The 24,512-nt window shown below is 64.9% G+C and carries 27 protein-coding genes and 1 tRNA gene; 13 read left to right on the plus strand and 15 right to left on the minus strand.

Annotation, left to right across the window (positions count from 1 at the left end):
• Positions 1 to 29: 29 nt before the first annotated feature.
• From E4P29_RS10885 to E4P29_RS26530, 4 genes are all read right to left on the minus strand, one after another.
• Positions 30 to 2,318, minus strand: a complete 2,289-nt coding sequence (locus E4P29_RS10885; protein WP_135044540.1) for an MMPL family transporter — start codon at positions 2,316 to 2,318, stop codon at positions 30 to 32.
• 2 nt (positions 2,319 to 2,320) lie between these two features.
• Entirely contained in the window at positions 2,321 to 3,004 is a 684-nt protein-coding gene (locus tag E4P29_RS10890; protein WP_135044928.1) for a TetR/AcrR family transcriptional regulator, read from the minus strand.
• Positions 3,005 to 3,090: 86 nt separating this feature from the next.
• Positions 3,091 to 3,549: an Rrf2 family transcriptional regulator gene (locus E4P29_RS10895; protein WP_135044542.1), complete on the minus strand. Its 459-nt coding sequence runs from the start codon at positions 3,547 to 3,549 to the stop codon at positions 3,091 to 3,093.
• A gap of 29 nt (positions 3,550 to 3,578) precedes the next feature.
• The gene (locus E4P29_RS26530; RefSeq protein ID WP_280634538.1) at positions 3,579 to 3,701 is read right to left on the minus strand and encodes a hypothetical protein; all 123 of its coding nucleotides are present in this window, start codon (positions 3,699 to 3,701) and stop codon (positions 3,579 to 3,581) included.
• 70 nt (positions 3,702 to 3,771) lie between these two features.
• Here E4P29_RS26530 and E4P29_RS10900 point away from each other — a divergent pair, with 70 nt between their 5' ends.
• Positions 3,772 to 4,677, plus strand: a complete 906-nt coding sequence (locus E4P29_RS10900) for a sterol desaturase family protein (RefSeq protein ID WP_135044544.1) — start codon at positions 3,772 to 3,774, stop codon at positions 4,675 to 4,677.
• On the opposite strand, the gene E4P29_RS10905 is transcribed toward E4P29_RS10900, so the two are convergent.
• Positions 4,658 to 5,347, minus strand: coding sequence for a YceI family protein (locus E4P29_RS10905; RefSeq protein ID WP_135044546.1), 690 nt, complete (start codon positions 5,345 to 5,347; stop codon positions 4,658 to 4,660). The two genes, E4P29_RS10900 and E4P29_RS10905, sit on opposite strands and share 20 nt — an antisense overlap.
• Before the next feature lie 119 nt (positions 5,348 to 5,466).
• Here E4P29_RS10905 and E4P29_RS10910 point away from each other — a divergent pair, with 119 nt between their 5' ends.
• The 3 genes from E4P29_RS10910 to E4P29_RS10920 are packed head-to-tail and all read left to right on the plus strand — an operon-like array spanning position 5,467 to position 7,891.
• Entirely contained in the window at positions 5,467 to 6,477 is a 1,011-nt protein-coding gene (locus E4P29_RS10910; protein WP_135044548.1) for a PHP domain-containing protein, read from the plus strand.
• The gene (locus tag E4P29_RS10915) at positions 6,474 to 7,388 is read left to right on the plus strand and encodes an alpha/beta hydrolase (RefSeq protein WP_032392844.1); all 915 of its coding nucleotides are present in this window, start codon (positions 6,474 to 6,476) and stop codon (positions 7,386 to 7,388) included. Before E4P29_RS10910 ends, E4P29_RS10915 begins: the two co-directional genes overlap by 4 nt.
• 23 nt (positions 7,389 to 7,411) lie before the next feature.
• Positions 7,412 to 7,891: a hypothetical protein gene (locus tag E4P29_RS10920; RefSeq protein WP_135044550.1), complete on the plus strand. Its 480-nt coding sequence runs from the start codon at positions 7,412 to 7,414 to the stop codon at positions 7,889 to 7,891.
• 353 nt (positions 7,892 to 8,244) lie between these two features.
• Here the strand turns inward: E4P29_RS10920 and E4P29_RS10925 are convergent.
• From E4P29_RS10925 to E4P29_RS10940, 4 genes are all read right to left on the minus strand, one after another.
• Positions 8,245 to 8,334 (minus strand) — tRNA-Ser (locus tag E4P29_RS10925).
• A 59-nt stretch (positions 8,335 to 8,393) separates the two neighbouring features.
• Positions 8,394 to 8,591: a CsbD family protein gene (locus E4P29_RS10930; protein ID WP_135044552.1), complete on the minus strand. Its 198-nt coding sequence runs from the start codon at positions 8,589 to 8,591 to the stop codon at positions 8,394 to 8,396.
• A 93-nt stretch (positions 8,592 to 8,684) separates the two neighbouring features.
• Positions 8,685 to 9,140, minus strand: a complete 456-nt coding sequence (locus E4P29_RS10935; RefSeq protein WP_135044554.1) for a nucleoside deaminase — start codon at positions 9,138 to 9,140, stop codon at positions 8,685 to 8,687.
• Positions 9,141 to 9,143: 3 nt separating this feature from the next.
• Positions 9,144 to 9,683 (minus strand): tRNA adenosine deaminase-associated protein, encoded by a 540-nt coding sequence (locus E4P29_RS10940; RefSeq protein ID WP_027494611.1) that lies wholly within the window; start codon positions 9,681 to 9,683, stop codon positions 9,144 to 9,146.
• 81 nt (positions 9,684 to 9,764) lie between these two features.
• Here E4P29_RS10940 and E4P29_RS10945 point away from each other — a divergent pair, with 81 nt between their 5' ends.
• A complete protein-coding gene (locus tag E4P29_RS10945) occupies positions 9,765 to 10,718 on the plus strand; it encodes a prephenate dehydrogenase (protein ID WP_209205372.1) in 954 nt (317 codons plus the stop codon).
• On the opposite strand, the gene E4P29_RS10950 is transcribed toward E4P29_RS10945, so the two are convergent.
• A complete protein-coding gene (locus tag E4P29_RS10950) occupies positions 10,691 to 11,206 on the minus strand; it encodes a putative glycolipid-binding domain-containing protein (protein ID WP_027494613.1) in 516 nt (171 codons plus the stop codon). The genes E4P29_RS10945 and E4P29_RS10950 overlap by 28 nt on opposite strands.
• A gap of 299 nt (positions 11,207 to 11,505) precedes the next feature.
• Between E4P29_RS10950 and E4P29_RS10955 the strand changes: the two genes are divergently transcribed.
• The gene (locus E4P29_RS10955; RefSeq protein ID WP_032368652.1) at positions 11,506 to 11,853 is read left to right on the plus strand and encodes a hypothetical protein; all 348 of its coding nucleotides are present in this window, start codon (positions 11,506 to 11,508) and stop codon (positions 11,851 to 11,853) included.
• Here E4P29_RS10955 and E4P29_RS10960 read toward each other — a convergent pair.
• On the minus strand, positions 11,850 to 13,673 hold the full coding sequence (locus E4P29_RS10960; RefSeq protein WP_135044556.1) for an ABC transporter ATP-binding protein: 1,824 nt from the start codon (positions 13,671 to 13,673) through the stop codon (positions 11,850 to 11,852). The genes E4P29_RS10955 and E4P29_RS10960 overlap by 4 nt on opposite strands.
• Positions 13,666 to 15,459, minus strand: a complete 1,794-nt coding sequence (locus E4P29_RS10965) for an ABC transporter ATP-binding protein (RefSeq protein ID WP_135044558.1) — start codon at positions 15,457 to 15,459, stop codon at positions 13,666 to 13,668. Before E4P29_RS10965 ends, E4P29_RS10960 begins: the two co-directional genes overlap by 8 nt.
• Before the next feature lie 255 nt (positions 15,460 to 15,714).
• Between E4P29_RS10965 and dcm the strand changes: the two genes are divergently transcribed.
• The 5 genes from dcm to E4P29_RS10990 are packed head-to-tail and all read left to right on the plus strand — an operon-like array spanning position 15,715 to position 19,566.
• A complete protein-coding gene (gene dcm, locus E4P29_RS10970) occupies positions 15,715 to 16,863 on the plus strand; it encodes a DNA (cytosine-5-)-methyltransferase (protein WP_209205383.1) in 1,149 nt (382 codons plus the stop codon).
• On the plus strand, positions 16,860 to 17,291 hold the full coding sequence (locus tag E4P29_RS10975; RefSeq protein WP_135044562.1) for a very short patch repair endonuclease: 432 nt from the start codon (positions 16,860 to 16,862) through the stop codon (positions 17,289 to 17,291). The genes dcm and E4P29_RS10975 overlap by 4 nt, the downstream gene beginning before the upstream one ends.
• Before the next feature lie 56 nt (positions 17,292 to 17,347).
• Positions 17,348 to 18,406 carry a hypothetical protein gene (locus E4P29_RS10980; RefSeq protein WP_135044564.1) on the plus strand — a complete coding sequence of 353 codons (1,059 nt, stop codon included), beginning with the start codon at positions 17,348 to 17,350 and terminating at the stop codon, positions 18,404 to 18,406.
• A 9-nt stretch (positions 18,407 to 18,415) separates the two neighbouring features.
• Entirely contained in the window at positions 18,416 to 19,105 is a 690-nt protein-coding gene (locus E4P29_RS10985; RefSeq protein WP_245154263.1) for a DUF998 domain-containing protein, read from the plus strand.
• Positions 19,081 to 19,566: a GAF domain-containing protein gene (locus E4P29_RS10990; RefSeq protein WP_135044566.1), complete on the plus strand. Its 486-nt coding sequence runs from the start codon at positions 19,081 to 19,083 to the stop codon at positions 19,564 to 19,566. Before E4P29_RS10985 ends, E4P29_RS10990 begins: the two co-directional genes overlap by 25 nt.
• Here E4P29_RS10990 and dhaL read toward each other — a convergent pair.
• Entirely contained in the window at positions 19,559 to 21,208 is a 1,650-nt protein-coding gene (dhaL, locus tag E4P29_RS10995) for a dihydroxyacetone kinase subunit DhaL (RefSeq protein ID WP_135044568.1), read from the minus strand. The genes E4P29_RS10990 and dhaL overlap by 8 nt on opposite strands.
• 70 nt (positions 21,209 to 21,278) lie before the next feature.
• Here dhaL and E4P29_RS11000 point away from each other — a divergent pair, with 70 nt between their 5' ends.
• Both E4P29_RS11000 and E4P29_RS11005 read left to right on the plus strand, forming a co-directional pair.
• Positions 21,279 to 21,830 (plus strand): YceI family protein, encoded by a 552-nt coding sequence (locus E4P29_RS11000; protein ID WP_135044570.1) that lies wholly within the window; start codon positions 21,279 to 21,281, stop codon positions 21,828 to 21,830.
• 38 nt (positions 21,831 to 21,868) lie between these two features.
• Positions 21,869 to 22,597 (plus strand): SIMPL domain-containing protein, encoded by a 729-nt coding sequence (locus E4P29_RS11005; RefSeq protein ID WP_245154264.1) that lies wholly within the window; start codon positions 21,869 to 21,871, stop codon positions 22,595 to 22,597.
• Between the two features lie 92 nt (positions 22,598 to 22,689).
• Here E4P29_RS11005 and E4P29_RS11010 read toward each other — a convergent pair whose 3' ends face one another.
• Both E4P29_RS11010 and E4P29_RS11015 read right to left on the minus strand, forming a co-directional pair.
• Positions 22,690 to 23,808 (minus strand): CoA transferase, encoded by a 1,119-nt coding sequence (locus E4P29_RS11010; RefSeq protein ID WP_135044572.1) that lies wholly within the window; start codon positions 23,806 to 23,808, stop codon positions 22,690 to 22,692.
• A 31-nt stretch (positions 23,809 to 23,839) separates the two neighbouring features.
• Positions 23,840 to 24,481, minus strand: a complete 642-nt coding sequence (locus tag E4P29_RS11015; protein WP_135044574.1) for a TetR/AcrR family transcriptional regulator — start codon at positions 24,479 to 24,481, stop codon at positions 23,840 to 23,842.
• Between the last annotated feature and the right edge of the window lie 31 nt (positions 24,482 to 24,512).

Genomic DNA, 24,512 nt, shown 5'->3' on the forward strand with positions numbered 1-24,512 from the left:
TCTTCGGCCTCTCAGCTGCGACGCGAGTACTACGCGCGCTTCTCCGGGGCCGTCTTCAGCTTGGCCCCTTCGATGTCGACGTTGGGCAGGATCTTGTCCAGCCACTTCGGCAACCACCAGGCCTTGTCGCCCAGTAGAGCCATCACCGACGGAATGAGCACCATCCGGACGACGAACGCGTCGAAGAAGACAGCGGCGGCCAGTGCGAATCCGATGGACTTGATGAAGGAGTCCGGCTCGGCCATGAACGCGGCGAACACCGAGATCATGATGACGGCTGCCGAGGTGACCACGCGTGCGCCGTACTTGAAGCCGTTGACGACGGCGTCCTTGGCGGCCGCGCCGTGCACGAACTCCTCACGCATGCGCGAGACGAGGAACACCTGGTAGTCCATCGCGAGGCCGAACACCACACCGATGAGGAAGATCGGCATGAAGCTGACGATCGGCTGCGGGTTGGAAATGATGCCGAGCCCGCCCTCTTGGAAGATGAACACCGTCGCACCGAAGGTGGCCAGCACGCTGAGAAGGAACCCGACCGTTGCCGTCAGCGGCACCAGAATCGAGCGGAACACCAGCATCAGCAACACGAACGCCAGTCCGACGACCACGGCCAGGTACGGAATCAGCGCGCTCTGCAGCCGCTCCGAGATGTCGATCCCGATCGCGGTCTCGCCCGTCACTCCGTAGGACACGCCCGAGCTTTCCTGCAACCCGCTCTCGGCATCGCGCAGGTTGGTCACGAGCGCCTTGGTCTGGTCGCTGTTGGGAGTGCTCGACGGGGTGACGAGTATCTGCGCGGTGTCACCTGCCGGGTTGACGGCGACGATCTGCGCATTCGTGACGTCGGATTGCGCGGTGATCGTCTCGATGACCTTGCCGAAGGACGCGGTACGGTCGGCCTCGGCGACGTCGGACGCGTCGGCGATGACGAGCAGCGGCCCGTTACGTCCCGGCCCGAATGCCTTCTCGGTGACGTCGTATGCCTGACGGGCAGGGGTGGACGGGTCCGAGGTGGCGATCGACGGGAGCGCCAGAGACAGCCCGGTGGTCGGGCCCGCGATGACGCCGAGGAGCACGATGCCGCCGACGAGGCCGAGGACCGGCTTCTTGACCAGGAATCGTGCCCACCGAAGACCGTTGGTGGGGGTTGCGTTCGGGTCTTCCGGGTCGGTCGTGTTGACGAACTTGAGCTTGCCTGCGAATGCCTTGCCCTTGTAGACGCCGAGCATGGCAGGCAGGAACGTCAGGGCGATGAGCACCGCGACGAACACCGCGAAACCTGCCGCCAGACCCATTTGCGACAAGAACGGGATGCCGACGACACGCAGGGCGACGAGAGCGATGAGCACGGTCGCGCCGGCGAATACGACGGCCGATCCGGCGGTACCGACCGCCCGCCCGACTGCCTCTTCGCGATTGTCGGTGAGCGTGAGCTCGTGCCGGTAGCGCGCGAGAATGAACAGTGAGTAGTCGATCGCGACGGCAAGACCGATCATGATCGCGAGAATCGGCGTGAACGAGGACAGGCTCGCGAACCCTGAGGCCGTGGTGATGGCCAGGCTCGAGATACCGATACCGACGATCGCGGTGATCAGCGGCAGGCTGGCCGCGGCGGCCGAGCCGAACATGATGAGAAGCACGATGGCGGCGACGGCCAGGCCGACGATCTCCGAACTTCCGCCGGGCGACGGGTTCTCCTGGGCGACGGAGCCGCCGAGGATGACGGTCAGTCCCGCGTCACGAGCGGGCTGCGCTGCGGCATCGAGATCGCTGCGAATCGCGTCGGTGACGTCGGCCAGCTCGACGTTGATCGGAACCGTGACGGTGCCGACGTTTCCGTCGGGGCTCAACGGCGACGTGGCTGCCGCGTCGGCTGCCACCTTGTCGGCCGGCGTGCCTGCCTTCGCGGCTGCATCGGTGTACTGCTGCACGATGGCCTTGTTGGCCTCGACCGGATCGGCAAGCGGCGGAGCACCTTCCGCCGGCTTGGCCGCATCGACCTTCTCGATCTCGGCGATCGTGGCGTCGATGGCCGAGGTGTACTGCGGGGTGTCGAGCGACTGACCGTCGGGTGCTTGGAAGACGTACTCGGCGCTGACGGCCTGTAGAGGATCCTCGGCACCGCCGAATCGTTCCTTCTGTAGGTCCAATGCAGCCTGAGCAGGTGTTCCGGGGATGCTGAACGAGTTGGCCGTCGGCGCGGACAGCGTGGCTGCGCCCACCCCGGCCAGGATCAGAATGACGAGCCAGAGGCCGAGGACGACCCCCTTGCGGCGGTAGGCGAATCTGCCGATTCGGTACAGATAGGTGGCCACTGTCAGGCTCCTCGGTTGTTATCGGATACGTGCTGGCGGGATTTCGGTTCGCGAGTGGAGCCTGCGGAATGACCCGTAGGTTCGGGAATTCCGGCGCGGAGTTGGTGGAATGCGTTCTCCACGAGCGCTTTCGGCGTGTTCTCTCCGCCGGGGTCGTTGATCCACAGGGTCAGCGCGGCGGTCACGGCACCGCCGACTGCCATTTGCAGCAGGTTGGGATAGAGATCGGTATCGATATCGGTTCCGGTGCGCTCTGCGATCGCCTCACCGAGTTTGCGGGTGAGGGAGTGGTGCATTTCGAGCTTGCGAGCCATCAGAGCCGGGTTGGCCTCGATGAGTCGTGCTGCGGCGAACGTGTCGTCGAGGTCGCGGCCGGGGTCGGCGACGAGGTTGACGGCGATGTGCTGCAACGAATCCCAGATGGGTTCGGCCTCGGGCCTGGCGCGCAGCAGCTCGAACCATTCCAGAGCCGAGGCCTCGATGTTGTGGAGTACCGCTTCTTCCTTGTTGGAGAAGTAGTTGTGGAACGTTCGGGTCGATACTCCGGCTTCGTGTGCGATGGCGTCGGCCGTCACGGCATCGAGTCCGTGTTCTTTACCCAGACGCACTGCGGCAATGCCGAGGGCGTCGCGGGTGGCTGCCTTCTTCTGATCGCGAAGGCCGGTCGGGGTGGTCACCCTGTCCAACATACGGAAGTTGCACAGCTCGGCAAGTTTGCAGAGCTGTGCAAAATTGACGACCGCGCCACATCGGTGGCCGACTGTGACTCAGGTCATCGACGGGACCATGCGGTCGGCTCACTGATCAGCTCTCCGACGAAATCCGGGAGGTCGTCGTCGACGATGTCGGCCAGCGATACCGATTCGAGAACTGCACGCAGATTGACCCGAACGGCCAGCCACACCCGCGTCAACGGCTCGGCGGGGCCGGCGTACTGCGCATCCTCGGGCCGTTGCCCGCGCACCGACGCGAGCGGCCCCTCGACGGCCCGCATCACGTCCGCAACGGAAATGTTCGACGCCTCCCGCGCGAGCCAGTATCCGCCGTCGGGTCCCCTTCTACTACGCACCAGCTCAGCACGGCGCAGATCGGAGAGCACCGACTCGAGAAACTTGTGCGGTATGCCTTGGGCGGCGGCCAGCGCCTCGGCCTTGGCGGGCGCTCGACCGCCGGCCGCGGCGAGCTCGACGAGAGTCCGCACCGCGTAGTCCGCTTTCGCCGTGATGTGCACGATTCAATTCCTATCATTTCGATAGGAAATTAGCGACCAGGTGCCGGTACGTACCTGCGCTCGACGGCTCTGCGCCCGTCGACCTCGTGCACCGTCGCCAGTGCGGTCACGCAGGATTCCATGTCCCCCGAACGGCGGCTACGAATTTTCACGACTCGAGACTACGATCAACCTACTGGCGTTACACTTCGACCAGCAGTGTCACGCATGAAGGGCGTTCGCATGAGGGATCAACTCGCATCGGCGTGGAACTCGTTACCCGAACCGCTGCGGGATCCGGTCGCCTTGGCCGTCCCCGCGTTCGCTCTACTGCTGGCGATCGAGTGGATCGCGGCGAAGAAACTCGAAGACGGAACCCCCGGCGCGTATTCGGCCCGGGACGCACGATCGAGCCTGACCATGGGGTTGGTATCGATCGCAACCACGACGGCATGGAAAGCGCTGGCCCTGATCGGCTACACCGCCGTCTACGTCTACATCGCGCCGTGGCATCTACCAGCCGACGCCTGGTACACGTGGGTGATCCTGATCCTGGGCGTCGATCTGCTGTTCTACGGCTACCACCGCATCGCCCACCGAACCCGACTGATCTGGGCGACCCATCAGGCTCACCACTCCAGCGAGTACTTCAACTTCGCCGCGGCGCTGCGGCAGAAGTGGAACAACAGCGGCGAGATCATCATGTGGCTTCCTCTGCCGCTGCTGGGGATGCCACCGTGGATGGTCTTCGTGGGCTTCTCGATCAACCTCGTCTACCAGTTCTGGGTACACACCGAGCGGATCGACAGATTGCCGCGGCCGTTCGAGTTCGTCTTCAACACGCCCTCGCACCACCGCGTCCATCACGGTCGCGATCCGCAGTATCTCGACAAGAACTACGGCGGCATTCTCATCGTCTGGGACCGGCTGTTCGGCAGCTACGCCGACGAGGTGCAGCGACCGAACTACGGACTGACCAAGCCCGTCGACACGTTCAACATCTGGACGCTCCAAACACACGAATACCGCAACATCGCACGGGATGTTGCGGCATCGAGGTCATGGAAGGAACGCATCGGATACGTCGTCGGACCGCCGGGATGGTCACCGGCGGCCCCTCGAGAACGGACTACTGCCGACTCAGATTGATCAGGAAGTCGACCGTTCCCGAACCCTCGACGGTCACGAATCCGAGCGACGGCGGCTCGATGCCGTAATCCGACCACGTCGTCGGAATTGCGCCCGATGCGATGAGCGTGTCACCGGACTGCAGCACCTCCATCTCGACCGTCACCGGACGAGTCTGATCCTTGAGCGTCAATGTGCCCTCCGCCGTGACGGTTTGGGTTGTTCCATCCTTGGGCAAGGAGGAAAGGTCGACGGGCTGGTCGATCTTGAACGTCGCCGTCGGATACGTCGCGGTGTCGAAGATGTTGCCGCGGAACTGATTGTCTCGACGGTCACTATCGGTGGTGATCGAATTGGTCTGCACCACAACCTCACCGGCGGTCAAGGAATTGTCCGCCACGGTCGCCGAGCCGCTGACCTCGGGCGTCGATCCGACGACGGTCACGTCCGATCCGTTGAGCACCTCGTCGACGGTGTAGCCGGCCGCGGTCTTGTTCGACGCATCGCCCGCCGTCACCGTCCAGGTCCCGTTCAGATCGTCGGTGGTGGCGGCCTGGGCACCGGAGGTGTCGACGGTGGCCGCCGGAGCGGCATCCTCCTGAAAGGATGCGTAGATCTTGGGGCCGAAATACAGCCCGAGTGCCACGAGCACTACGACGACAACGCCGACTGTCCACCATTTCTTGGTCATGACCGACGATGATAGTTGCAGCTTCAAGCCCATGGGTATCAGCAACCTGGCAACTCCCTGTGAATTTTGTCCGATTACCCCCTGCGCAGGTGTCGGCAGCGCCAGGCACAATGGAGTGCATGGATCCGGTGGAGGCACTTCGTGAGATCGGCTTCTGGCTCGAGCGTTCGCGCTCGGACACCCATCGCGTCAAGGCGTACCGCCGAGCCGCCGACGTCGTCGAATCACTTTCTCCTGCACAACGATCCGAGCACGAAAAGGCGGACAGCTGGTCGTCGTTGGCCGGAATCGGTGCCAAGACCTCACTGATCATCCGGCAAGCTCTGACCCAGGATGTTCCGGACTACCTGGCCGAACAACGCGATGCCGCAGAACCCATCGGCAACAACGCATTACGGGCCGCACTCAAAGGCGACCTGCACACTCACTCCAATTGGTCCGACGGCGGTAGCCCCATCGAGGAGATGATGCGCACCGCCAAGAATCTCGGGCACGAGTACTGCGCACTGACCGATCATTCACCGCGACTCAAGGTCGCCAACGGACTCAGCGCGGAGCGTCTGCGAAACCAACTCGACATCATCGCCGAGCTCAACGAGCAGCTCGCGCCGTTCCGCATCCTCACCGGAATCGAAGTGGACATCCTCGACGACGGTTCACTCGATCAAGACGAGGGATTGCTCGCAGAGCTGGACGTGGTGGTGGCCAGCGTGCACTCGAACCTGCGGGCCGATTCTGTGGCAATGACGAAACGCATGGTCACCGCCATCGCGAATCCGCACGTCGACGTACTCGGACACTGCACCGGACGTCTGGTCGAGGGCGGCAGAGGAAAGCGGCCCGAATCGACGTTCGACGCACCGGTGGTGTTCGAGGGATGCCGACAGTTCGGCACCGCGGTGGAGATCAATGCCAGGCCCGAACGCCAAGACCCGCCCGAGCGCCTGATCGACATCGCCCTCGAACGCGACTGCCTCTTCTCCATCGATACCGACGCGCACGCACCGGGCCAGCTCGACTGGCAGGGCTACGGCTGCGTCCGCGCCGAAGCCCGAGGCGTTCCTGCCGATCGCGTCATCAACACCTGGTCGCTGCCCGAGCTGCTCGATTGGACGGCTCAGGGCACGTGAATCGTCGCCACTTCCTGTCCGGCCTCCTCGCTGTCACGCTGGTCGGCTGCAGTTCCACGGACACCGAATCCTCACCGAGTACTGCAGAGACGTATTCAGCTGCGCTGCAACCTGTTTCGGGACCGACCGGAGACCCGATCCGGCTGAAGTACGGGTACCAACCCGACAACATCGGAGACCTCTATCTGCCTGCCAACACTGCGACGTCATTGCCCGTGGTGGTGATGATTCACGGCGGCGGATGGCAGGAGAACCTCGATCTGTCGTACTTCCAGCAGATGTCCAAGGCCATTGCAGACCAGGGCATCGCCGTGTGGAACGTCGAGTACCGGCGCGGTCCGAACAACTGGGCCAACACCCTGACCGACGTCGACGACGCCACCGAGGCACTGGCAACCGTCGTACAGAACGCCGCCGACGGTCGACTCGACCTCGATCGCGTGCACGTCGCGGGGCACTCCGCCGGCGGACAGCTGGCCGCGTGGGTCGCAGCGCGTCATCTGATGCCGATCGACGCACCAGGAGCGGACCCGAGAATCCGGCCGCGCAGTGCCACCATCATGGCCGGGGTGTTCGACATGAAACGAGCGGCGAACATCGGCAACGACAAATTTGTGCCCGCATTCCTCGGCGGCATGCCCAACGACGTTCCCGGTCGGTACAAGATCGCCTCCCCCATCGAATACCTCCCGCTCGACGTCCCGTTGACCGCGCTGCACGGAGATGCGGACCAGACCGTGTCGGTGAACCAGAGCCGCGTCTACGTCGACGCCGCGACCCGCGCAGGTAGCACGGACCCCGAGCTGGTCGTGCTGCCCGGAGCCGGACACGGAGCGTTTTTGGACCCCAAGCACATCGCCTGGTCCACCGCGCTGAGCACCATCACCGGGCGCGCGCAGACTCTGCTCTGAGCCGTAGGTGGTACACAGTGGCGATGAAACAAAAGATCGTGACCGGATTGCTCGGGCTGATCGTGGCCACCTCCGTAGCCGGATGCGGCGACGACGCGTCGACCGAGAACCCGTCGACCACGTCCGTTCAGCCCACGTCTGTTCAGGCCACGTCAGCTCCGGCTACGACGACGCAGGCGACGACCACTGCAGCTGCCACGCCGACGGCCGATGCACCCGCTGACAGCCCGGCACCCGACGCGCCGACCGCCGCTGATCCGGCCGACCCCGCCGTGATCGGAGGAACCGGAGGCGTCACCGGCGACGATCTCTACCGACAGACCTGCACCCAATTCCTCCCGTCCATCGATGCACTGGAGCAAACCGGAATCTCCGATCGCGCGAAATCTGTCGAGGGACTGCGCAGCGAAATGACCACCGCGCCGAGTTGGTCCACGGTGCCCGAGGCCGATCAGGGCGAAATTCTGCGGGGACTCGACGCCGCAGGTGCGGGGCAATGCTGAGCCGCTGAGTGGTCGCCGCCCCTCTACCGCCGCAAACGCGCGCGCGTTTGCTAGGTGCGCGCGAAATAGACCCCGAATCGGTGGCGAATCTGAACGCATCTGACGAATGCGCGCGCGTTTGCCGCGTAACACCCGCCCGGTGATCCCGTCCGGGCCCTGGGGGTTCGATGCCCGGGCCCTGGTGATCCCGCAAACGCGCGCGCGTTTGCCAGGTGCGCGCGAAATAGACCCCGAATCGGTGGCGAATCTGAACGCATCTGACGAATGCGCGCGCGTTTGCCGCGCAACACCCAGCCCACCACCTGACCCCGCGCACAAAAAACTCCCCACCTGCGTGAACAGATGGGGAGCTTTGGCGGTGGCGGAGGGATTTGAACCCTCGGAGGGGGTGAACCCTCACACGCTTTCGAGGCGTGCTCCTTAGGCCGCTCGGACACGCCACCGCAGAAGACTGTACCGGAATGAGCGCCTGAGGCTAAATCGCCTGCTCAGAGCACAAAACCTACTTGCCGGTGAGCTTGTCCTTGATGTTCGAGGCGGCGTCCTTGACCTTCTCGGCACCGTCTTTGAATGCGGCGGAGGTCTGATCGCCCTTGCCCTCTGCTTCGAGGTCTTTGTTTCCGGTTGCCGAACCTGCGGCTTCTTTTGCCTTGCCGCCGAGGTCTTCGGTCTTGTTCGAGATCTTGTCGTCGAGTCCCATGAATGTCTCCTTCGCAAGTTCGGAGCGCAGCGTTGCGCTCTGCCCTCCACAGTCCCCGCAAAAGTACTTCGGGGCCAGTGAGTGACGAGATCGTTATCTCTGGCGAGCGAAGAACTCCGTCAGCACCTCGGCGCATTCGGCTTCCAACACTCCGCCGCGCACCTGTGGGCGGTGGGTGAGTCGACGGTCTCGGACGACGTCCCACAGTGAGCCGACGGCCCCGGTTTTCGGTTCCCAGGCTCCGAACACGACAGCTCCGACGCGGGCCGCTACCAGGGCCCCGGCGCACATGGTGCAGGGTTCCAAAGTGACTGCCAAAGTGCAGTTTTCGAGTCGCCAGCCGTCTCCGTGGACGGCGGCTGCTCGACGTAATGCGAGAACTTCCGCGTGCGCAGTGGGGTCGCCCGACGCCTCCCGCGCATTACAGGCCCGCGCGATCTCACGTCCCGAGGCGTCGTATACGACGGCTCCGACGGGGACGTCGGCGTCCGATGCCTCGGCTGCGGCCGACAGCGCTGCGCGGATCATGTCCGCGTCGGGCAGCGGCATCGGTTACCGCCGCAGCTTGTTCACCGCTGCGGCGAATTCGTCCTCGAAGCCCAGGCGCTCGGCGATGGATTGCAGTTGTTCGTCCGGGTAGTCGTCGGTCTCGGCGACGATGATGCCCAGCACGGCCTCGGGCAGGCCCAGGTCGGCGAGGAGAGCGAGGTCGCCTTCCTCGTAGGGTTCGATGTCGTCGAGTTCGTCGGGGTCGACGTCGGGGATCTCGATGTTGAGTGCGTCGAGGACGTCGGCGGCGATTTCGTAGTCGACGGCGGCGACCGCGTCGGACAGCAGCAGGCGGGTGCCGTTGGGTGCGGGACGCAGGATGACGAAGAATTCCTCGTCCACGTCGAGCAGTCCGAACACCGCTCCCGAGCTGCGCAGTTCACGCAATTCGGTTTCTGCTGCCGACAGGCTGGTCAGTGCGTCGTCGGACAGTGGCGTCACGGTCCACTTGCCGTCCTCTCGGACAACTGCAACGCCGAATCCTTCGAGGTCGTCGTACTCCGATGCGGAGGCACGGTTGTTGTTCGCGCGCTGTGCGGCCATGTGCGCAACGGTAGTCCGGTAGGTGCCGGTATTCGAAGTCCACCTCCCCTGGAGGTCACCTACCTGTGCCAATCTGATCGGGTGACTTCTTCTTCGGTGTGCGTTCTGGGTCTGGGACTGATCGGTGGGTCGATTCTGCGGGCGGCGCACGACGCCGGTGGCCGGGTGTGGGGCTGGAATCGATCGGCCGACGCGATCTCCGGGGCGGTAGCCGATGGCTATGACGTCGCCACCGATCTGACAGCCGCTTTGACCAGGGCTGCAGATGAGGATGCGCTGATCGTCATCGCCGTTCCGATGCCTGCCGTCGACTCCGTTCTGCAGGCCATCGCCGAGCACGCACCCACCGCCCCGATCACCGACGTGGTGAGCGTCAAGGCCGAGGTTGCCGCGGCCGTCGCTGCTCGCGGACTACAGGCACGCTATGTCGGCGGCCATCCGATGGCGGGTACCAACCACTCGGGCTGGTCGGCGACGGACCCGGCACTGTTCACCGATGCGGTCTGGGTGGTGTCCACGGACCCCGGGGTCGACGCGCACGTGTGGATGCGGGTGGCCCAGCTGGCCCTGGACTGCGGTTCGGTGGTCGTTCCGGCCGGAAGCGTCGAGCACGACAGTGCCGTCGCCCGAATTTCGCACCTACCGCATCTGCTGGCCGAGGCGTTGGCGATCGTCGGGGCCGCGGGAGGGCCGTTGGCGCTCGGGCTCGCCGCGGGGTCGTTTCGCGACGGCACCCGGGTGGCGTCCTCGGCCCCCAATCTCGTCCGTGCGATGACCGAGGGCAACGCGACCGCGCTACGAACCGCGCTCGACGAGGCGCTGCAGGCGCTCGGCACAGCGCGCGAAAGGTTGGACGAGAACTCGACCGAAACGCTGGTCGACGCCGGACACGCAGCGCGACTGCAGTACGAGCAGCATCGGCGATTCGACATCACGGACGTCACCCCGGGTGAGCCGGGGTGGCGAGAGAAACTGCAGGACGCGGGGCGACGCGGCGGCGTCGTGCGTCAGATCCGTTCGGCGAGTCCCGGGTAGTCGACGACGAAGCCGTCGGCGTCGACCGTCACCGACGATGTCGAGACCGGCGAGATGACGTGGATGCCGTGCGCGCCGCTGCTGTAGGTCAGGGTCGCTTCCTGGATGCTCAGATCGAGGAGATTGACGTAGACCGTCGGCACCTCGAGGTCCTGGACCTGGGTGTGCAGACCGAATCGTCGGATCGGCAGGGTGTTGAAGAACGGGCTGAGCACCATGTCGACATCGAGGGCACCGCTGTAGGTCGAGCGCTGGTGATTGGCGGAGTTCTCCACCATCCAGTAGCCCTCGTCGTCGCGGCTCACCGAGGCCTGCCGGTCACCCGACGCGAGCGAGGTGCGCACCGAGAGCCTCTTGGTGACGCCGTATTCGTCGGTCACCAGGTCGTACGACGCACTGAACGCGGGATGATCACTGCAGGCGGCACCGATGATGCGTCCGGCAGCTTTGATGCGGTTGCCGGAAAGCTGGACCCGCACGGACTCCATGCGGGGAACGTCGTGCGCTCGCCACGTCAGGATCGAGGGCCAGGATTTCGCGTCGGTGGTGGCGGTTGCGGGAACGGAGACGTGCTCTGCACCCGATGCTTGAGTGATCACGGGTCCTACGGTATGCGACAGGGCCCCCTGTAGAACAAGCGGACGCAACTTTTCTTTGCACCGACCCCGCCATCGTTGCTGCGCTCGACCTCGGCCGACCCCCGCCGACGTCGGCTTCCGGACTCCAACCGTGTGCGACGCCTTACAGCGGCCGGGCCCTGTCGATTTCGCTCACGATTACTAAGGTGATGGCCGTGACGACAGGGAACCCAGGCGGCGGCCAGTTCGATTTCGCGCATTCCGAGCAGGCCGCGAAGAGCCGACAGGACAAGGCCACCGCTCTGGCGCGCTACGTCTGGGAGCGCGGCATCAGCGGCGCAGAACTGCTCGATCTCACCGATGCCACCCGTCGAAAACTGGCCCGCGCAGCCGACCTGCATCCACCGAGCACGATGGAGACGTGGACCATCGTGGCCGAGTTGCTCGACCGCAAATCCGCATGGGCGGCCGAACACCCGGGCCACGACGGGGCGACGCCCCAGCATGCCGACGAGAAGATCATGTGGGTCAAGCCGCCGATCACTCCCTGGACCTAGACGAGCGAGTCCTCCCACGCCTCGTGCAGGTGCGCGAAGCGGCCCTCTCCCGCGATGAGATCCGCCGGGGTTCCGTCCTCGACGATGTTCCCGTCCGCCATGACGAGGACGCGGTCAGCGATGGCCACGGTCGACAAGCGGTGCGCGATGATCAACGCCGTCCGGCCCTGCAGGATCGTTTCGAGTGCCCGCTGCACCAACCGCTCGCTCGGGATGTCGAGACTCGACGTCGCCTCGTCGAGCACGATCACCGACGGCGCAGCGAGGAACACCCTCGCGAAGGCCACCAATTGCCTTTGGCCCGAGGACAATCGGCCTCCACGCTTACGCACGTCGGTATCGATCCCTTCCGGGAGCGACGCGATGAACTCGGTCAGTCCTACGGCCTCGGCGGCGGCACGCACCTCGGCGTCCGTCGCGTCGGGTCGTCCGAGGCGGATGTTGTCGGCCACCGAGCCGGAGAACAGGAACGATTCCTGTGTCACCATGACGACGTTGCGGCGCAGGTCCTCGTCGGAGATGTCGCGCATGTCGATGCCGTCGAGTCGCACGGCCCCGGCGGTCGGATCGTAGAAGCGCGCCAACAACTTTGCAAGCGTCGACTTTCCGGCTCCGGTCGCGCCAACCATGGCAACCACCTGTCCCGCCGGCACCTGCAGCGAGAACTCCGGCAGCACGACGCGCTCGGTGCCGTAGGAGAAGTGCACGTCGTCGAACGTGATGTCTCCCTTCACCGTTCCGATCGACAACGGGTTCTTCGGGGCAACCACCGACGGCTCTTCCTCGAGTACGCCGGAGATCTTCTCCAGCGCAGCCGCGGCCGACTGGTAGGCATTGAACACCATCGCCAGCTCGTCGAGTGGGCCGTAGAACCGGCGAAGGTACAGCACGTACGCGGCGAGCATGCCGACGTCCATGTGGCCGTTGATCACTCGCCAGCTACCGAATACCAGGATGATCGCCAGAGTGACGTTGCCGATCCACCGAACGATTCCGGTGTAGCTCGCCATGCCGCGCAGGGCCGCGGTGGTGGCGTCTCGGTACTCCGAGTCCTCGGTCTCGAGGATCGCGTCGTTGCGACCCTCACGCCGAAAGACCTGTACGGCACGGATTCCGCCCATCGACTCCACGAAATGGACCACCACGCGGGCGATCGCCACCCGGGTCCGACGGTATCCCTGGCGTTGGCGTCGCTGTGACCACCGGGTGACGAGCACCAGCGGTACGAAGCCGGCGAGCACGATCATCGCCATCGGAACATCGAGATACACGAGGATGACGGCAATCGAGACCATCGACAGGATGGCCGTCAAGGCATCGTTGAGCGCACTTTCGAGCAGTGTCTGCAACGACTCCACGTCACTGGTCAACCGCGAGATCAATCGCCCCGACGTGTATTTCTCGTGGAACGACAGACTGAGTTTCTGAGCGTGGTCGAACACGCGTCCACGCAGGTCGTAGAGAATGTTCTGACTGAGTCGGCCCGAAACGGTGAGAAACGCGTAGGTGGTGAACATTCCGAGCAGGCCGAAGCCGGTGTATCCGCCCACGGCCCACAACAGCGGACCCCAATCACCCTGTCCGGCAGCACCGACGCCGTTGTCGAGGGCGTAGGCGACGAACAGCGGGCCGGCCACATAGGTGATGTTGTCGATCAGGATGATGACGAAAGACAGCAGGGCCTGCTTCTTGTACGGGCGCACCAGCGAGGCGAGCAACCGCCGAGAACGCCCGGCCAACACCAGGTTTCCGGTGGCGTCGACCTCCGAGTCCTCGCCGCCCACTCCCCGCCAATCTGCGGTTGCGGTCTGCTCAGCCATGGATCGACCCCATCACGTCGCGGTACCGCGGCGACGACGCCAGCAGTCCCTCGTGCGTTCCCTGCTCCACAATTCTTCCGTTCTCCAGATACAGCACCCGGTCGGCCAACGCTGCAGTCGACGGCCGGTGTGCCACCAGCAACGTCGTCGAATGCGCCAGCACGCGCCGTAATTCCTTCTGCACCTTCGCTTCGGTGTCCACGTCGAGTGCCGAGAGCGGGTCGTCGAGCACCAGCACCCGGGGCTTGCCCAGCACTGCACGGGCCAGTGCGAGTCGCTGCCGCTGCCCGCCGGACAAGCTCATGCCCTGCTCACCGATTCGCGTGGCCAGGCCCCACGGCAGCCGGTCGACGAATTCCGTTGCGTGGGCAATTTCCAGCGCCTCGGTGATCTCGGCATCGGACGCACCAGGAGAGCCGAGCGCGATGTTCTCCCGCGCACTGGCCGAGAACAGCACCGGATCCTCGAACGCCACCGACACGATCGAGCGCAGATCGGCCAGGCGCATCGACGCCACATCGATACCGTCGATCGAAATGGTGCCCTCGGTGGCATCGAACAAACGAGGAACGAGGTTGGTCAGTGCCGTCTTTCCGCTGCCGGTGTTGCCGACGAGCGCGACGGTCTCCCCCGGCTCGACGATGAAGCTGACATCGGTGAGCAGCGGCGAGGACGCGTCGGGAAAGGTGAATCCGACGCGGTCGAACTGCACTCGGCCACGGACCTTATCGGGCAATTCGACGGGGTCGTCCGGATCCGTCACGGTTTCCGGGGTGTCGATGATCTCCCAGTACCGATCCGCCGCGGTCCGCGCGTTGTTCAACTCCGCCAGCAGGTAACCGAAGGATTCGATCGGCCACAGCAGGAACGTGACGATGGCGATGGCAGCGACGAGCGTGCCGACCGTCATCGTGCCCTGCACGATCGAGTAGGTTCCCACGGCCAGAATCGCGCCGATGGTGACTGGCTGCAGTCCAACGATCACCGCCCAGATGATCGCGAGATAGCGCACCTTCTTCAGCTCGGTGCCGCGAAGAGTGTAGGCCTGACGCAGAAACTGCTTGCCCAAGTGCGCACTTCGACCGAACGCCTTCAGAACACGGATGCCCTGGATGGACTCCTCGACCGTCGTCGTCACATCACCCGCTTGGTCCTGAGCGTCACGCGCGACGACGCGGTACAGCGTCTCGAACCTGGTGCAGGCGATCACCAACGGAACCGATGTCACCAGCATGATCAGACCCAATTGCCATGCCTGAACGAGCAATACGCCGATACCCACGACGAGCGTGACGGCGTTGATGATGATGAACGGGCCGATGAACGCCATGAACCGGCGTAGCGACCCGAGATCGGCGATGGCACGGGAGAGCAGCTGACCCGATTCCCAACTCTCGTGCGCCGCGACCGACAGCCGTTGTAGCTTGTCGAATACTGTTGCCCGAGCACTGATTTCGAACTGGCTCGACGGGCGGGACACCAGGTATCGACGCACCCAGATGCCGGCGGCATCAATGGTGCCGAGCAGCAGGATCAGCGCCGCGGGCCACCACACCGCGGAAAAGTTGCGGTCGGCGATGGGCCCGTCGATGACGCGCTGCATCACCAGCGGAATGACCAGGCCGGTCATGGTCGCGACGAGCGAGACCACGATGGAGCCGATGTAGAACCACTTGTACGGGGCCAGGAACGGCGCGAAACGCTGCAGCGACGTCGGCGTACGCGCAGCATTCGGGTTCGACTCAACGACGGTTGGGGCTTCGGGGTCGAGCACACCCGTGGACACGTGTTGTTCTCCTTATTGCGGTGCCCGAATGATTTCATTGCTCAGGCTCAGTTTCCAACCGATTTTCGGCGGCGTGCATTCCAGTGTGAAACCTCGAGCGCGGTCGAGGTCAAGTTCGACCGACCTCAGCGTCCACAATCGGCGTCGTCGCACGGCATCCCGCTTCCGAAGACGAATTGTGGACGCTCAGCGCACCGGCTCTCGAGTAACGTGAACCCGTCGGGCGAGAGAAGGGCATACGTGAGCACACGGTCGATGGTCGGGTTGTTCGCCGGAATCGGCGGGCTCGAGCTGGGGTTGGCCGAGGCAGGGTGGACGACGCAGCTGTTGTGCGAGATCGATCCGGGTGCCGGCGCGGTGCTGTCGGCGCGCATGCCGAACGTGCCACTGCACACCGACGTCACCACTCTGCGCAGCCTGCCCACCGGCACCGAGCTCGTGGCCGCCGGCTTCCCCTGCCAGGACCTCTCCCAGGCCGGACGGACGGCAGGCATCACCGGGGCTCGCTCGGGGCTGGTCGACGAGGTGTTCCGGCTGGTCTCACGTCGCCGCGGCCCGCGGTGGCTGTTGATGGAGAACGTGCCGTTCATGTTGCAACTCGGACGTGGTGCAGCGATGCGACACATCACCGACGCGCTCGAGGACCTCGGCTACATGTGGGCCTACCGCGTCGTCGACGCCCGTGCGTTCGGGTTGCCGCAGCGTCGACAGCGCGTGGTGATGCTGGCCTCGCGCACCGACGATCCGCGTGAGGTGCTGTTCTCGCAGGATGCCGGGCTGTTGCCCGACGGCGATCCGAGTACTCAGCCCTGCGGCTTCTACTGGACCGAGGGCACCCGCGGACTGGGCTGGGCCGTCAACGCCGTCCCCACCCTCAAGGGCGGTTCGTCCCTCGGCATCGCCAGTCCGCCGGCCGTGCGGTTGCCGTCCGGGGAGATCGTCACGCCCGGCATCATCGGGGCCGAGCGGCTGCAGGGGTTCGATCCGGACTGGACGCTGCCCGCGGTGGAGCGCGCCGGGGTGCGTACCGGGCATCGCTGGAAGCTCGTCGGTAATGCCGTCAGTGTGCGGATGGCGTCGTGGGTGGCCGGTGCACTCGACGACCCGAAGCCTTACGACGTCGCAGGCGACACCGCATTGCTGCCCGGTCAGGCCTGGCCGACGGCCGCGTGGGGCCGAGACCGCGCGAGCTTCAAGGTGACCGTCTCGACCATGCCGGTGCACGAACCGCCCGAGGACTTGATCGACTTTCTGGACGACTCCGCCCTGCTGTCGGCGCGAGCCACGGCCGGGTTCCTCAAGCGCGCGCGAGCCGGCAACCTCCGCTTCGCCGACGGCTTTCTCGACGACCTCGACGCCCACCTCGAGCGCATGGGTGGGTACGCGGAACGGGTGTCGGTGTGAGCGCGAAACGCCCTGTCACCGACGCAAAAACCAGTGCACGGCTCAGCAAGCAACGCCGCCGCGACACCAAGCCGGAAGTGGCGCTGCGTCGAGAGTTGCACCGACGAGGACTGCGCTACTTCGTCGACCGCGCTCCGCTGAAGGGCATGCGGCGTCGAGCAGATCTGGTGTTTCCCCGACGCAAAGTGGCGGTCTACGTCGACGGCTGCTTCTGGCACAGTTGCCCCATTCACGCGACGAAACCCCGCAACAACGCCCAGTGGTGGGCCGACAAGCTGGCTGCCAACGTGGCCCGCGATCGCGACACCGACACCCGCCTGATCGAGGAAGGCTGGCGCGTCGTGCGGATCTGGGAACACGAGGACCCGGTCGTCGCCGCCCAACGCGTCGTCGACGATCTTGCTGCAGATCCGATAGTGACCAACTGAAACCCACAGCACTCCCCGCGCGTCCAACCTGATGATCGGTCGATTCGAGTCGGGGGATGAGGACAGTGCGTAAAAGTTGGGTGCTTGCGGCGATGGCAGCGGCGATGTCGGTATCGACCAGTGGATGCGCGGTGGTGTTGCTCGGCAGCGCGTTCCCCGCCGGCAGTGCGTCGCCGGCGGGACAGAACCGGTACGGATTCGAGATGTCGGAGGCAGACCGCTATCTGGCCGACTCGGCGGCCTTCGTCCGCAGCCTGGATCCCTGCGGCTTCCTCACCGAGGACGACCTCTCCGCCCTCGGCACCGTGGTGCAGCTCCGACCGGACGGCGAACTGAGTAGCTGCTCGGCAGAAGTCGACCCTGGGCGATCGGACGCCACGGACTCCGTGTCGATCAAGTTGAACGGATATCAGCCGACGCCGGCCGACCCGAACTTCGAGCAAGTCACGATCGGTGACGAACAGGTGTACCTCGACGACGCCTCCCGAGGGACGTGTCGCGTCAGCTTCCCGCTTCGCGACGAGTTCGACGGTGCCACCTCCGGGCCCATGGACGATGTCCTCACCGAATCCGGTCGTAGTTTCGCCACGATCGACGTCTATCGCGCTAACGGAGACGCCTGTAGTGCAGCGAAATCCGTCACCGAAACCGCACTCGGCCTCGTGAGCGATCCACCACTACGTGCCGATTCCAGGTACAACCTGCCGTTGGCCACGAAGGATCCGTGCAGCGTTCTCGAGCATCTGCCCGAGACCTGGACGGTCGACCGGTGGAACCCTGCCGCGGATCCGTACGGCTGCCACTTCGAGGCGTCGTCGGCGACATTCGAGGACAACCTTGTACTGCTCGACGTCGCGCTCACCTACGACGACAGCGACTTGCGTTCGACAGATCGCGAGAAGATCCGGCAGGGCGGTTACACCGTCGAGACTCGCGACTCGGATTCGGTGTGCTCGGCCGACATCGTGTTGGGCAATCCCGTTCTCGGCCTGCCCGGTAACGACGACTCGGCCGCGCATTACGCCCGCACGGTTCCCGAGCTGTCCGTCATGGCGGACGACTGCGACTCCGCCGTCGCGCTGGCGGTGGCAGCTGCCGACGAGCTCACTGGTTAGCCTTGGTCGGTGCGCTCGAAAACCGAAGGTGTGGATATCCGCCGAGTAGTCGCGGTGGTGTTTCTGATCCTCGCCGGGTTGCTGTACTCCGCGTGGGTGGCCGAATTCTTCCTCGATACCGGGCTCGACCCGGCCCGATCCTTCCTCAGCGAACTCGATGCCCGCGATCAGCCGTACCGCGAATTCTTCTCCACCGCAGACGTGGTCACGGGTACGCTGATGATCCTCGCCGCCGTGCTCGGTTTCCTCGTCAGCCCTCGCCGACGGCTCGTCGTCACCGGCTGGGTGGCGTCGGGCATCTTCGGTATCGCCACCATCGCCGACGCGAAACTGCCCCTCGAGTGTGTGGCCGCCGACGATCCCAGCTGCCCGATCGAGCCCAGCGGATTGTTCCCACAGCTTCATCATCTTCATGCTCTGACGAGCACCATCGCGGTATTCGCGATCTTCACGGTCATGATCGCGTTCACGCTCGCCGCATTCCGCTATCGGGCCTATCCCCTGCTTCGGACGCTCGGTGTCGCGGTGCTGGCCATCACGGCCCTGGCCACGGCGTGGCTGATGATCGCCGACAACCTCCCCGGCGGTCACGGTCTCGGCATCGCCCAGCGGGTTCAGGTCGGCGGGATGTCGGCGTACCTGGTGGTGCTGGGGTGTGCGCTTAGACTCGGCGCATGTCTTTCACCGCGACCGAACTGAACGGTTCCAAGGCAGAGCAGTACGAGCAGCTCACCGAGCAGGCCCGCGGCCTGGTGTTCGAGGAATCGAACCTCATCGCCAACGCCGCCAATCTCTCTGCACTGGTCTATCACGCTCTGCCCGAGGTCAATTGGGTCGGCTTCTACCTGTTCGACGGCACCGAACTGGTGGTCGGTCCGTTCCAGGGGCAGCCTGCCTGTGTTCGCATCGCGCTGAGCAAAGGGGTCTGCGGCGCAGCCGCCACCACCCGCGAGACACAGCGAGTGGCCGACGTTCATGCCTTTCCCGGCCACATCGCGTGCGATGCGAACACTCGCTCCGAGGTCGTCGTTCCGCTGTACCAGGGCGAGACGCTGATCGGTGTGTTCGATCTGGACAGCCCGATACCCGATCGCTTCGACGCCGACGATCAGGCCGGCCTCGAAGCGATCGCGGCGGTGTTCCTCAGCTCGCTCAGCTAGAGGAGCTCGCTGCCTCGAAGAACCAGGCCATGACCAACGCACCGGGGTCGACGACGCCTCGCGCCGCCTCACCGACATAGCTGGCGCGGCCGCGGTTGGCGGTGATGTCCTTGGTCGATTCGGCTCCGGTCTTCGCGGCGTCGGCGGCATCCTGCAGGGTGCCGCCGTCTTGCTCGAGCGCGTCGACAGCCGGGGCAATGGCGTCGATCATTGTCTTGTCGCCCACGCGGGCGCCACCGAGTTCGGTGATGCTGTCCAGTCCGGCACGCGCGGCCTCTGCGACAGCCGCCGCAGATGGCTCGGTGTCGAGCATCGTTCGGTAGAACTGCCGGAACCAGATGCCGAACAGTGCGCCGGACGTACCGCCTGCGTGGCCGAGATAGGCCTCGCTCACGGCTTCGAATACCGTTGCTGCCGAGTAGCTTTCCTTGATCGCGTCGAGGTCGAGTTGTTCCAGAGCGGCCACCATGTTGGTACCGAAGTCGCCGTCGCCCGCCTTGCGATCCAACTCGGTCAGAGCGGGCTCCTCGTCGAGTACCCGCTGAGCCCACGACCCGATCCACTCCGAGACGAATGCCGACTTCTCTCCGGTGTCTGATGGCGAGAACGTCGGCCCGAATGCGCCGCGCTCGGCCACCGGTTTCGCGCCCTGGCTCTGCGCGTTGGGCCAACCGGGCGCATCGGTGGGGGCGTCCCAGAGTTCGAGCATCTCGTCGTCGGCGCGCACCAGAGTGATGGACGCTCCGCCCATGTTGAGCGCGGTGACAAAACTTCCGACGAGTGAGCGGGTTATCTCGATACCCTTGCCCGCGAGGTACTCCGAGAGTTCCCCGAACAGCAGATGCAGTTCGAGCGGGTGCGTTGCGCCGAGACCGTTGACGATGGCGATCACCGATTCGCCCGAGTTCAATCCGAGCGAGCTCACGATGGGCTCGGTCAGCTTCTCGACGACCTCCTGAGCAGGCAGCCGGGGCACCCGGTCGGTACCGCGCTCGCCGTGGATGCCGATGCCGAGTTCGATTTCCTCCTTGGGCAATTCGAACGACGGGCCGTCGGCACCCGGTAGCGTCGGCGGGTTCAATGCGACCGCCATACTGCGTGCGTTTTCCGCTGTTCGACGCCCCAGCGCGACCACTGCCTGCAGGCTGTCACCGCGTTCTGCCGCTGCGCCGCAGACCTTTTCGACGACTATGGTCGCGGCCGTGCCACGACGACCCGGGCCGTCCTCGCTCTCGCTGGCCACATCGTCGTCGACGAGAACGACATCGGCCGCAATACCGTCTTCCTGCAACAACTCTCGGGCGATCTTGAAGTTCATCACGTCGCCGGTGTAGTTCTTCACGATGTGCACCACTCCGCCGCCGGAGTCCACGGCCTTGGATGCCTCGTGTACTTGGAGGGCGTTCGGTGACGTGAACACCAGGCCGGGGCACGCGCCGGTGAGCATGCCGCGACCGATGAATCCGGCGTGCATCGGCTCGTGACCCGATCCGCCACCGGACAGCAGCGCGACTTGACCGTCGGAGATGCGATAACGACGGGTGAGGAATCCGGGATCGGCGTGCCAGGTGACGTCGTCGGTGGCAGCCACGAAGCCGCGAAGGGCATCGGCGACGAATGTTCGAGGAGAATTGGAGAACATTCCTTCACACTAAGCCTCTATTGTCGGCTTCGATGAGCTGCCGTGCCGCCGCGCGTCTACAGTCGCGAAGATGACTACCGAGACCTGGGCTTTCGACGCATCGAACGGCGGGCAGTTGGCTGTTCGGACGGATGTCACCGGTAAGGCATCCAAGATGGGGCATCGACTCACGATTGCGGTGACCTCCTGGACCGCGACAGTCGAGTGGTCCGGGGACGCCCCCACGGCGGTGTCGCTGATCGCCGAGGTCGGTTCACTCGAGGTGACCCTCGGCGAGGGCGGGCTGACACCGCTGATCGGACCGGAGAAGATCGTGGCAAAGGCCAACGCACTCAAGACCTTCGACGCCGAACGGTACCCGACTATTCGTTTCCGTTCGGAGGAGATCACTCCCGTCGCCTCTGGATTTCGGTTGGCCGGAACAGTCGAGATACACGGTGTCTCGAAGGAGATCATCGTGGACGTGAACGTCACCGACTCCGGCGACCGATGGCAGATCGGTTCCGAAACTACTGTGCGTCAAACGGATTACAAGATCACACCGTATTCGCAGATGTTCGGAGCCATGAAGGTGGCCGACGAAGTGACCGTGACGTTCGACGCCGAGTATCGCAAGCCCTGAGCCTTTCCAATTCACCTGCAATGGTGGACACTACGGCGGTGAACCGAAATCGATGGACGATCGGATCGTGCGCATCGGCCCTGGTGTTGGCCGTGGCCCTGACCGCGGGCTGCAGCAGTCCGGCGAGCACGTCCCCGGACGGACCTCCCGGAGTGAACGTCAACGGAGTGGGCGAAGTCCAGGGCGCACCGGACACGTTGACGACCCAGATCGGCGTTCAGGCCACCGCCGAGGACGTCACCACCGCCATCGAACAGGCCAACGCTGCGGTAACCGAGGTGACCGACGCAGTGATTGCCGCCGGCGTCGCGCGCGAGGACATTCAGACCCAGCAGGTGTCGATCGATCCGCAGTACTCCGGCGCACTGCCGGGCGGCACCTCGGCCATCTCCGGATACCAGGCCACCAACACCTTGCAGGTCACGGTGCGCGACCTGTCGAAGGCGTCTGCAGTCCTGGGCGACGCCACCTCCGCCGGTGGCAACGCGACCCGAATCTCCGGGGTCTCGTTCAAGATCGACGACGATTCCGAACTGATCACCGATGCCCGGTCCAGAGCATTCGCCGACGCCCGCGATCGCGCCGAGCAGTACGCGTCGCTCGCAGGCGGTGAACTCGGTGACGTTCTGTCGATCACCGAGTCGATCACCGGTCAGGAGCAGCCGACGAGCTTTCGCGACTCCCCTTCGTTCGACATGGCAGTGCCCATCGAACCGGGACAGCAGACCGTCAGCGTGTCCGTGTCGGTGAAGTGGGCGTTGAACTAGCGGAGCGAAGTGCAACGGATGCTCCATTCCGGGGTCGCAGACCGGGGATTCCCCGATCCGGGCCCCGGAGTGGAGCACGAGTTGCAGGTCGACTACGCGAGCGCGGGCGGCGGCGGGGGCGGCAGCCGGTAGTTCACCGGGGTCGCCGAGAAATCCAGGGGATTGCGGACGCCCTCGGCCGCTGCCCCGGGAACCGCGACGCGTGGTTCGAGCCCGAGTGATTCCGCGAACGCGAATGCCTCCTCGATCGAGTTGACCGGCCCGGCGGGAACGTGCCGCGCCATCAGCTCTCGATACCACTCGTCCGCGGTACGCGTCTGCAACGCCGAATTCAGGATATCGACCAGCTGATCTCGATGTTCGACGCGAGCAGAATTCGACGAGAAGCGTTGATCCGCAGCCACATCCGGAGTACCCAGCACGTCGACCAACGCCTGGAACTGCCGATCGTTGCCCACGGCCAGCGCGAGCGGTCGGTCGGCGGTCTCGAACACCTCGTACGGCACCAACGAAGGATGTTTGTTGCCCATGGGAACCGGCACCGTGCCCGCCCCGAGATATGCCGCCGACTGATTGCTGAGCGCGGACAGTACCGACGCCATCAGCGAGGTGTGCACCTGCTGCCCCTCACCGGTGTTCGATCGATGATGCAGCGCGGCAAGGATTCCGCTCAGCGCATGCAGACCGGTGACGATATCGACCATCGCCACACCCACCTTCGTCGGTGTCGAGGCGTCGGGTCCGGTGACGCTCATCAGCCCGCCGACGGCTTGAACCACCAGATCGTATCCAGGGAGAGCAGCGCCGCCGCCGGTTCCGAATCCGGTGATCGAGCAGTAGATCAGGCCGGGATTGTCCTGCGCCACAGCCGAGTAGCCGAGACCGAGCCGGTCCATCGTTCCGGCGCGGAAGTTCTCGATCACGATGTCTGCGCCCGCGACGATCTCACGGGCCTCGGCCACGCCGCTCTCGGACTGCAGGTCGATGCACCGCGACGTCTTGTTTCGATTGACGGAGTTGAAATATGTTGCGGTACCGGCAGAATCGTACGGCGGACCCCAAAATCGGGTGTCGTCGCCGCTGCCGGGCCGCTCGATCTTGATCACGTCGGCGCCCATGTCACCGAGCATCATCGTCGCGTACGGCCCGGCGAGTACGCGAGAGAAGTCCGCGACCACGAGGCCTGCGAGTGGACCGGTGGCAGGTGTCATCGGTCCACTGTATTGCGCGGCCGGCTGCAGTTCAGTTCAGGTCCGGAACGAACGCTGCCAGGACGGCAACCATCGTGTCCACGATCTGCTCGATGGGTGGGCGAGGCGGAGCAGTGCGGGACCAGTCGGAGACGATCTCGGTGAGCGCACCGAGGAATGCCGTTGCGGCCAAGCGGTATCCACCCGGGGGAACGAAATCGGAACCGACCTCCGAGCGCAGGGTGTTCTCGAAGAATTCCACCCACTGCGCACGACGGCGCGTGCGATGCTGTTCGACGTCATCGCTGACACCCAGCATCTCGAGATAGGAGATGCGCGCCCGGCGTGGGTCACCTCCGATCGATCCGACCAGGGCCGTCATCGCTGCGACGACCAGAGAGCGGCGATCGCGGTCGACCTGCTCGTCGAGTGCGGCGACGACGGCGGCCAACGCGTCGTCTTGGATCAGGTCGTAGACGTCCACGAGCAGCGCCTCACGGTTGGCGAACTCACTGTAGAACTGACTGCGCGCGAGGCCTGCCGCGGCGCAGATATCCGCCACCGAGGTGGCGGCGTATCCGCGTCCCCCGATGACCTCGATACCCGCGTGCAAGAACCGAGCTCGACGATCGGCTCTCCGAACAGCGGAGGATCGTCCGGCGTAGATGCGGCCCTGATCATCGGCGACAGTCACCGAGGGAGTCTACAGGCGACGCACCGCTCGC

The sequence above is a fragment of the Rhodococcus sp. 1R11 genome, from assembly GCF_004563845.1.
Taxonomy (GTDB): domain Bacteria; phylum Actinomycetota; class Actinomycetes; order Mycobacteriales; family Mycobacteriaceae; genus Rhodococcoides.

Bases quoted from the DNA above. Each gene is read 5' to 3' on its own strand.
- E4P29_RS10955 (WP_032368652.1), top strand. From the start codon at position 11,506: ATGGCCGTGACGACAGGGAACCCAGGCGGCGGCCAGTTCGATTTCGCG.
- E4P29_RS10980 (WP_135044564.1), top strand. From the start codon at position 17,348: ATGAGGACAGTGCGTAAAAGTTGGGTGCTTGCGGCGATGGCAGCGGCG.
- E4P29_RS10910 (WP_135044548.1), top strand. From the start codon at position 5,467: ATGGATCCGGTGGAGGCACTTCGTGAGATCGGCTTCTGGCTCGAGCGT.
- E4P29_RS10950 (WP_027494613.1), bottom strand. From the start codon at position 11,206: ATGGAGTCCGTGCGGGTCCAGCTTTCCGGCAACCGCATCAAAGCTGCC.
- E4P29_RS10930 (WP_135044552.1), bottom strand. From the start codon at position 8,591: ATGGGACTCGACGACAAGATCTCGAACAAGACCGAAGACCTCGGCGGC.
- dhaL (WP_135044568.1), bottom strand. From the start codon at position 21,208: ATGTTCTCCAATTCTCCTCGAACATTCGTCGCCGATGCCCTTCGCGGC.
- E4P29_RS11010 (WP_135044572.1), bottom strand. From the start codon at position 23,808: ATGACACCTGCCACCGGTCCACTCGCAGGCCTCGTGGTCGCGGACTTC.
- E4P29_RS10935 (WP_135044554.1), bottom strand. From the start codon at position 9,140: ATGCCGCTGCCCGACGCGGACATGATCCGCGCAGCGCTGTCGGCCGCA.
- E4P29_RS10900 (WP_135044544.1), top strand. From the start codon at position 3,772: ATGAGGGATCAACTCGCATCGGCGTGGAACTCGTTACCCGAACCGCTG.
- E4P29_RS10905 (WP_135044546.1), bottom strand. From the start codon at position 5,347: ATGACCAAGAAATGGTGGACAGTCGGCGTTGTCGTCGTAGTGCTCGTG.
- E4P29_RS10940 (WP_027494611.1), bottom strand. From the start codon at position 9,683: ATGGCCGCACAGCGCGCGAACAACAACCGTGCCTCCGCATCGGAGTAC.
- E4P29_RS10990 (WP_135044566.1), top strand. From the start codon at position 19,081: ATGTCTTTCACCGCGACCGAACTGAACGGTTCCAAGGCAGAGCAGTAC.
- E4P29_RS10920 (WP_135044550.1), top strand. From the start codon at position 7,412: ATGAAACAAAAGATCGTGACCGGATTGCTCGGGCTGATCGTGGCCACC.
- E4P29_RS11000 (WP_135044570.1), top strand. From the start codon at position 21,279: ATGACTACCGAGACCTGGGCTTTCGACGCATCGAACGGCGGGCAGTTG.
- E4P29_RS10960 (WP_135044556.1), bottom strand. From the start codon at position 13,673: ATGGCTGAGCAGACCGCAACCGCAGATTGGCGGGGAGTGGGCGGCGAG.
- dcm (WP_209205383.1), top strand. From the start codon at position 15,715: ATGGTCGGGTTGTTCGCCGGAATCGGCGGGCTCGAGCTGGGGTTGGCC.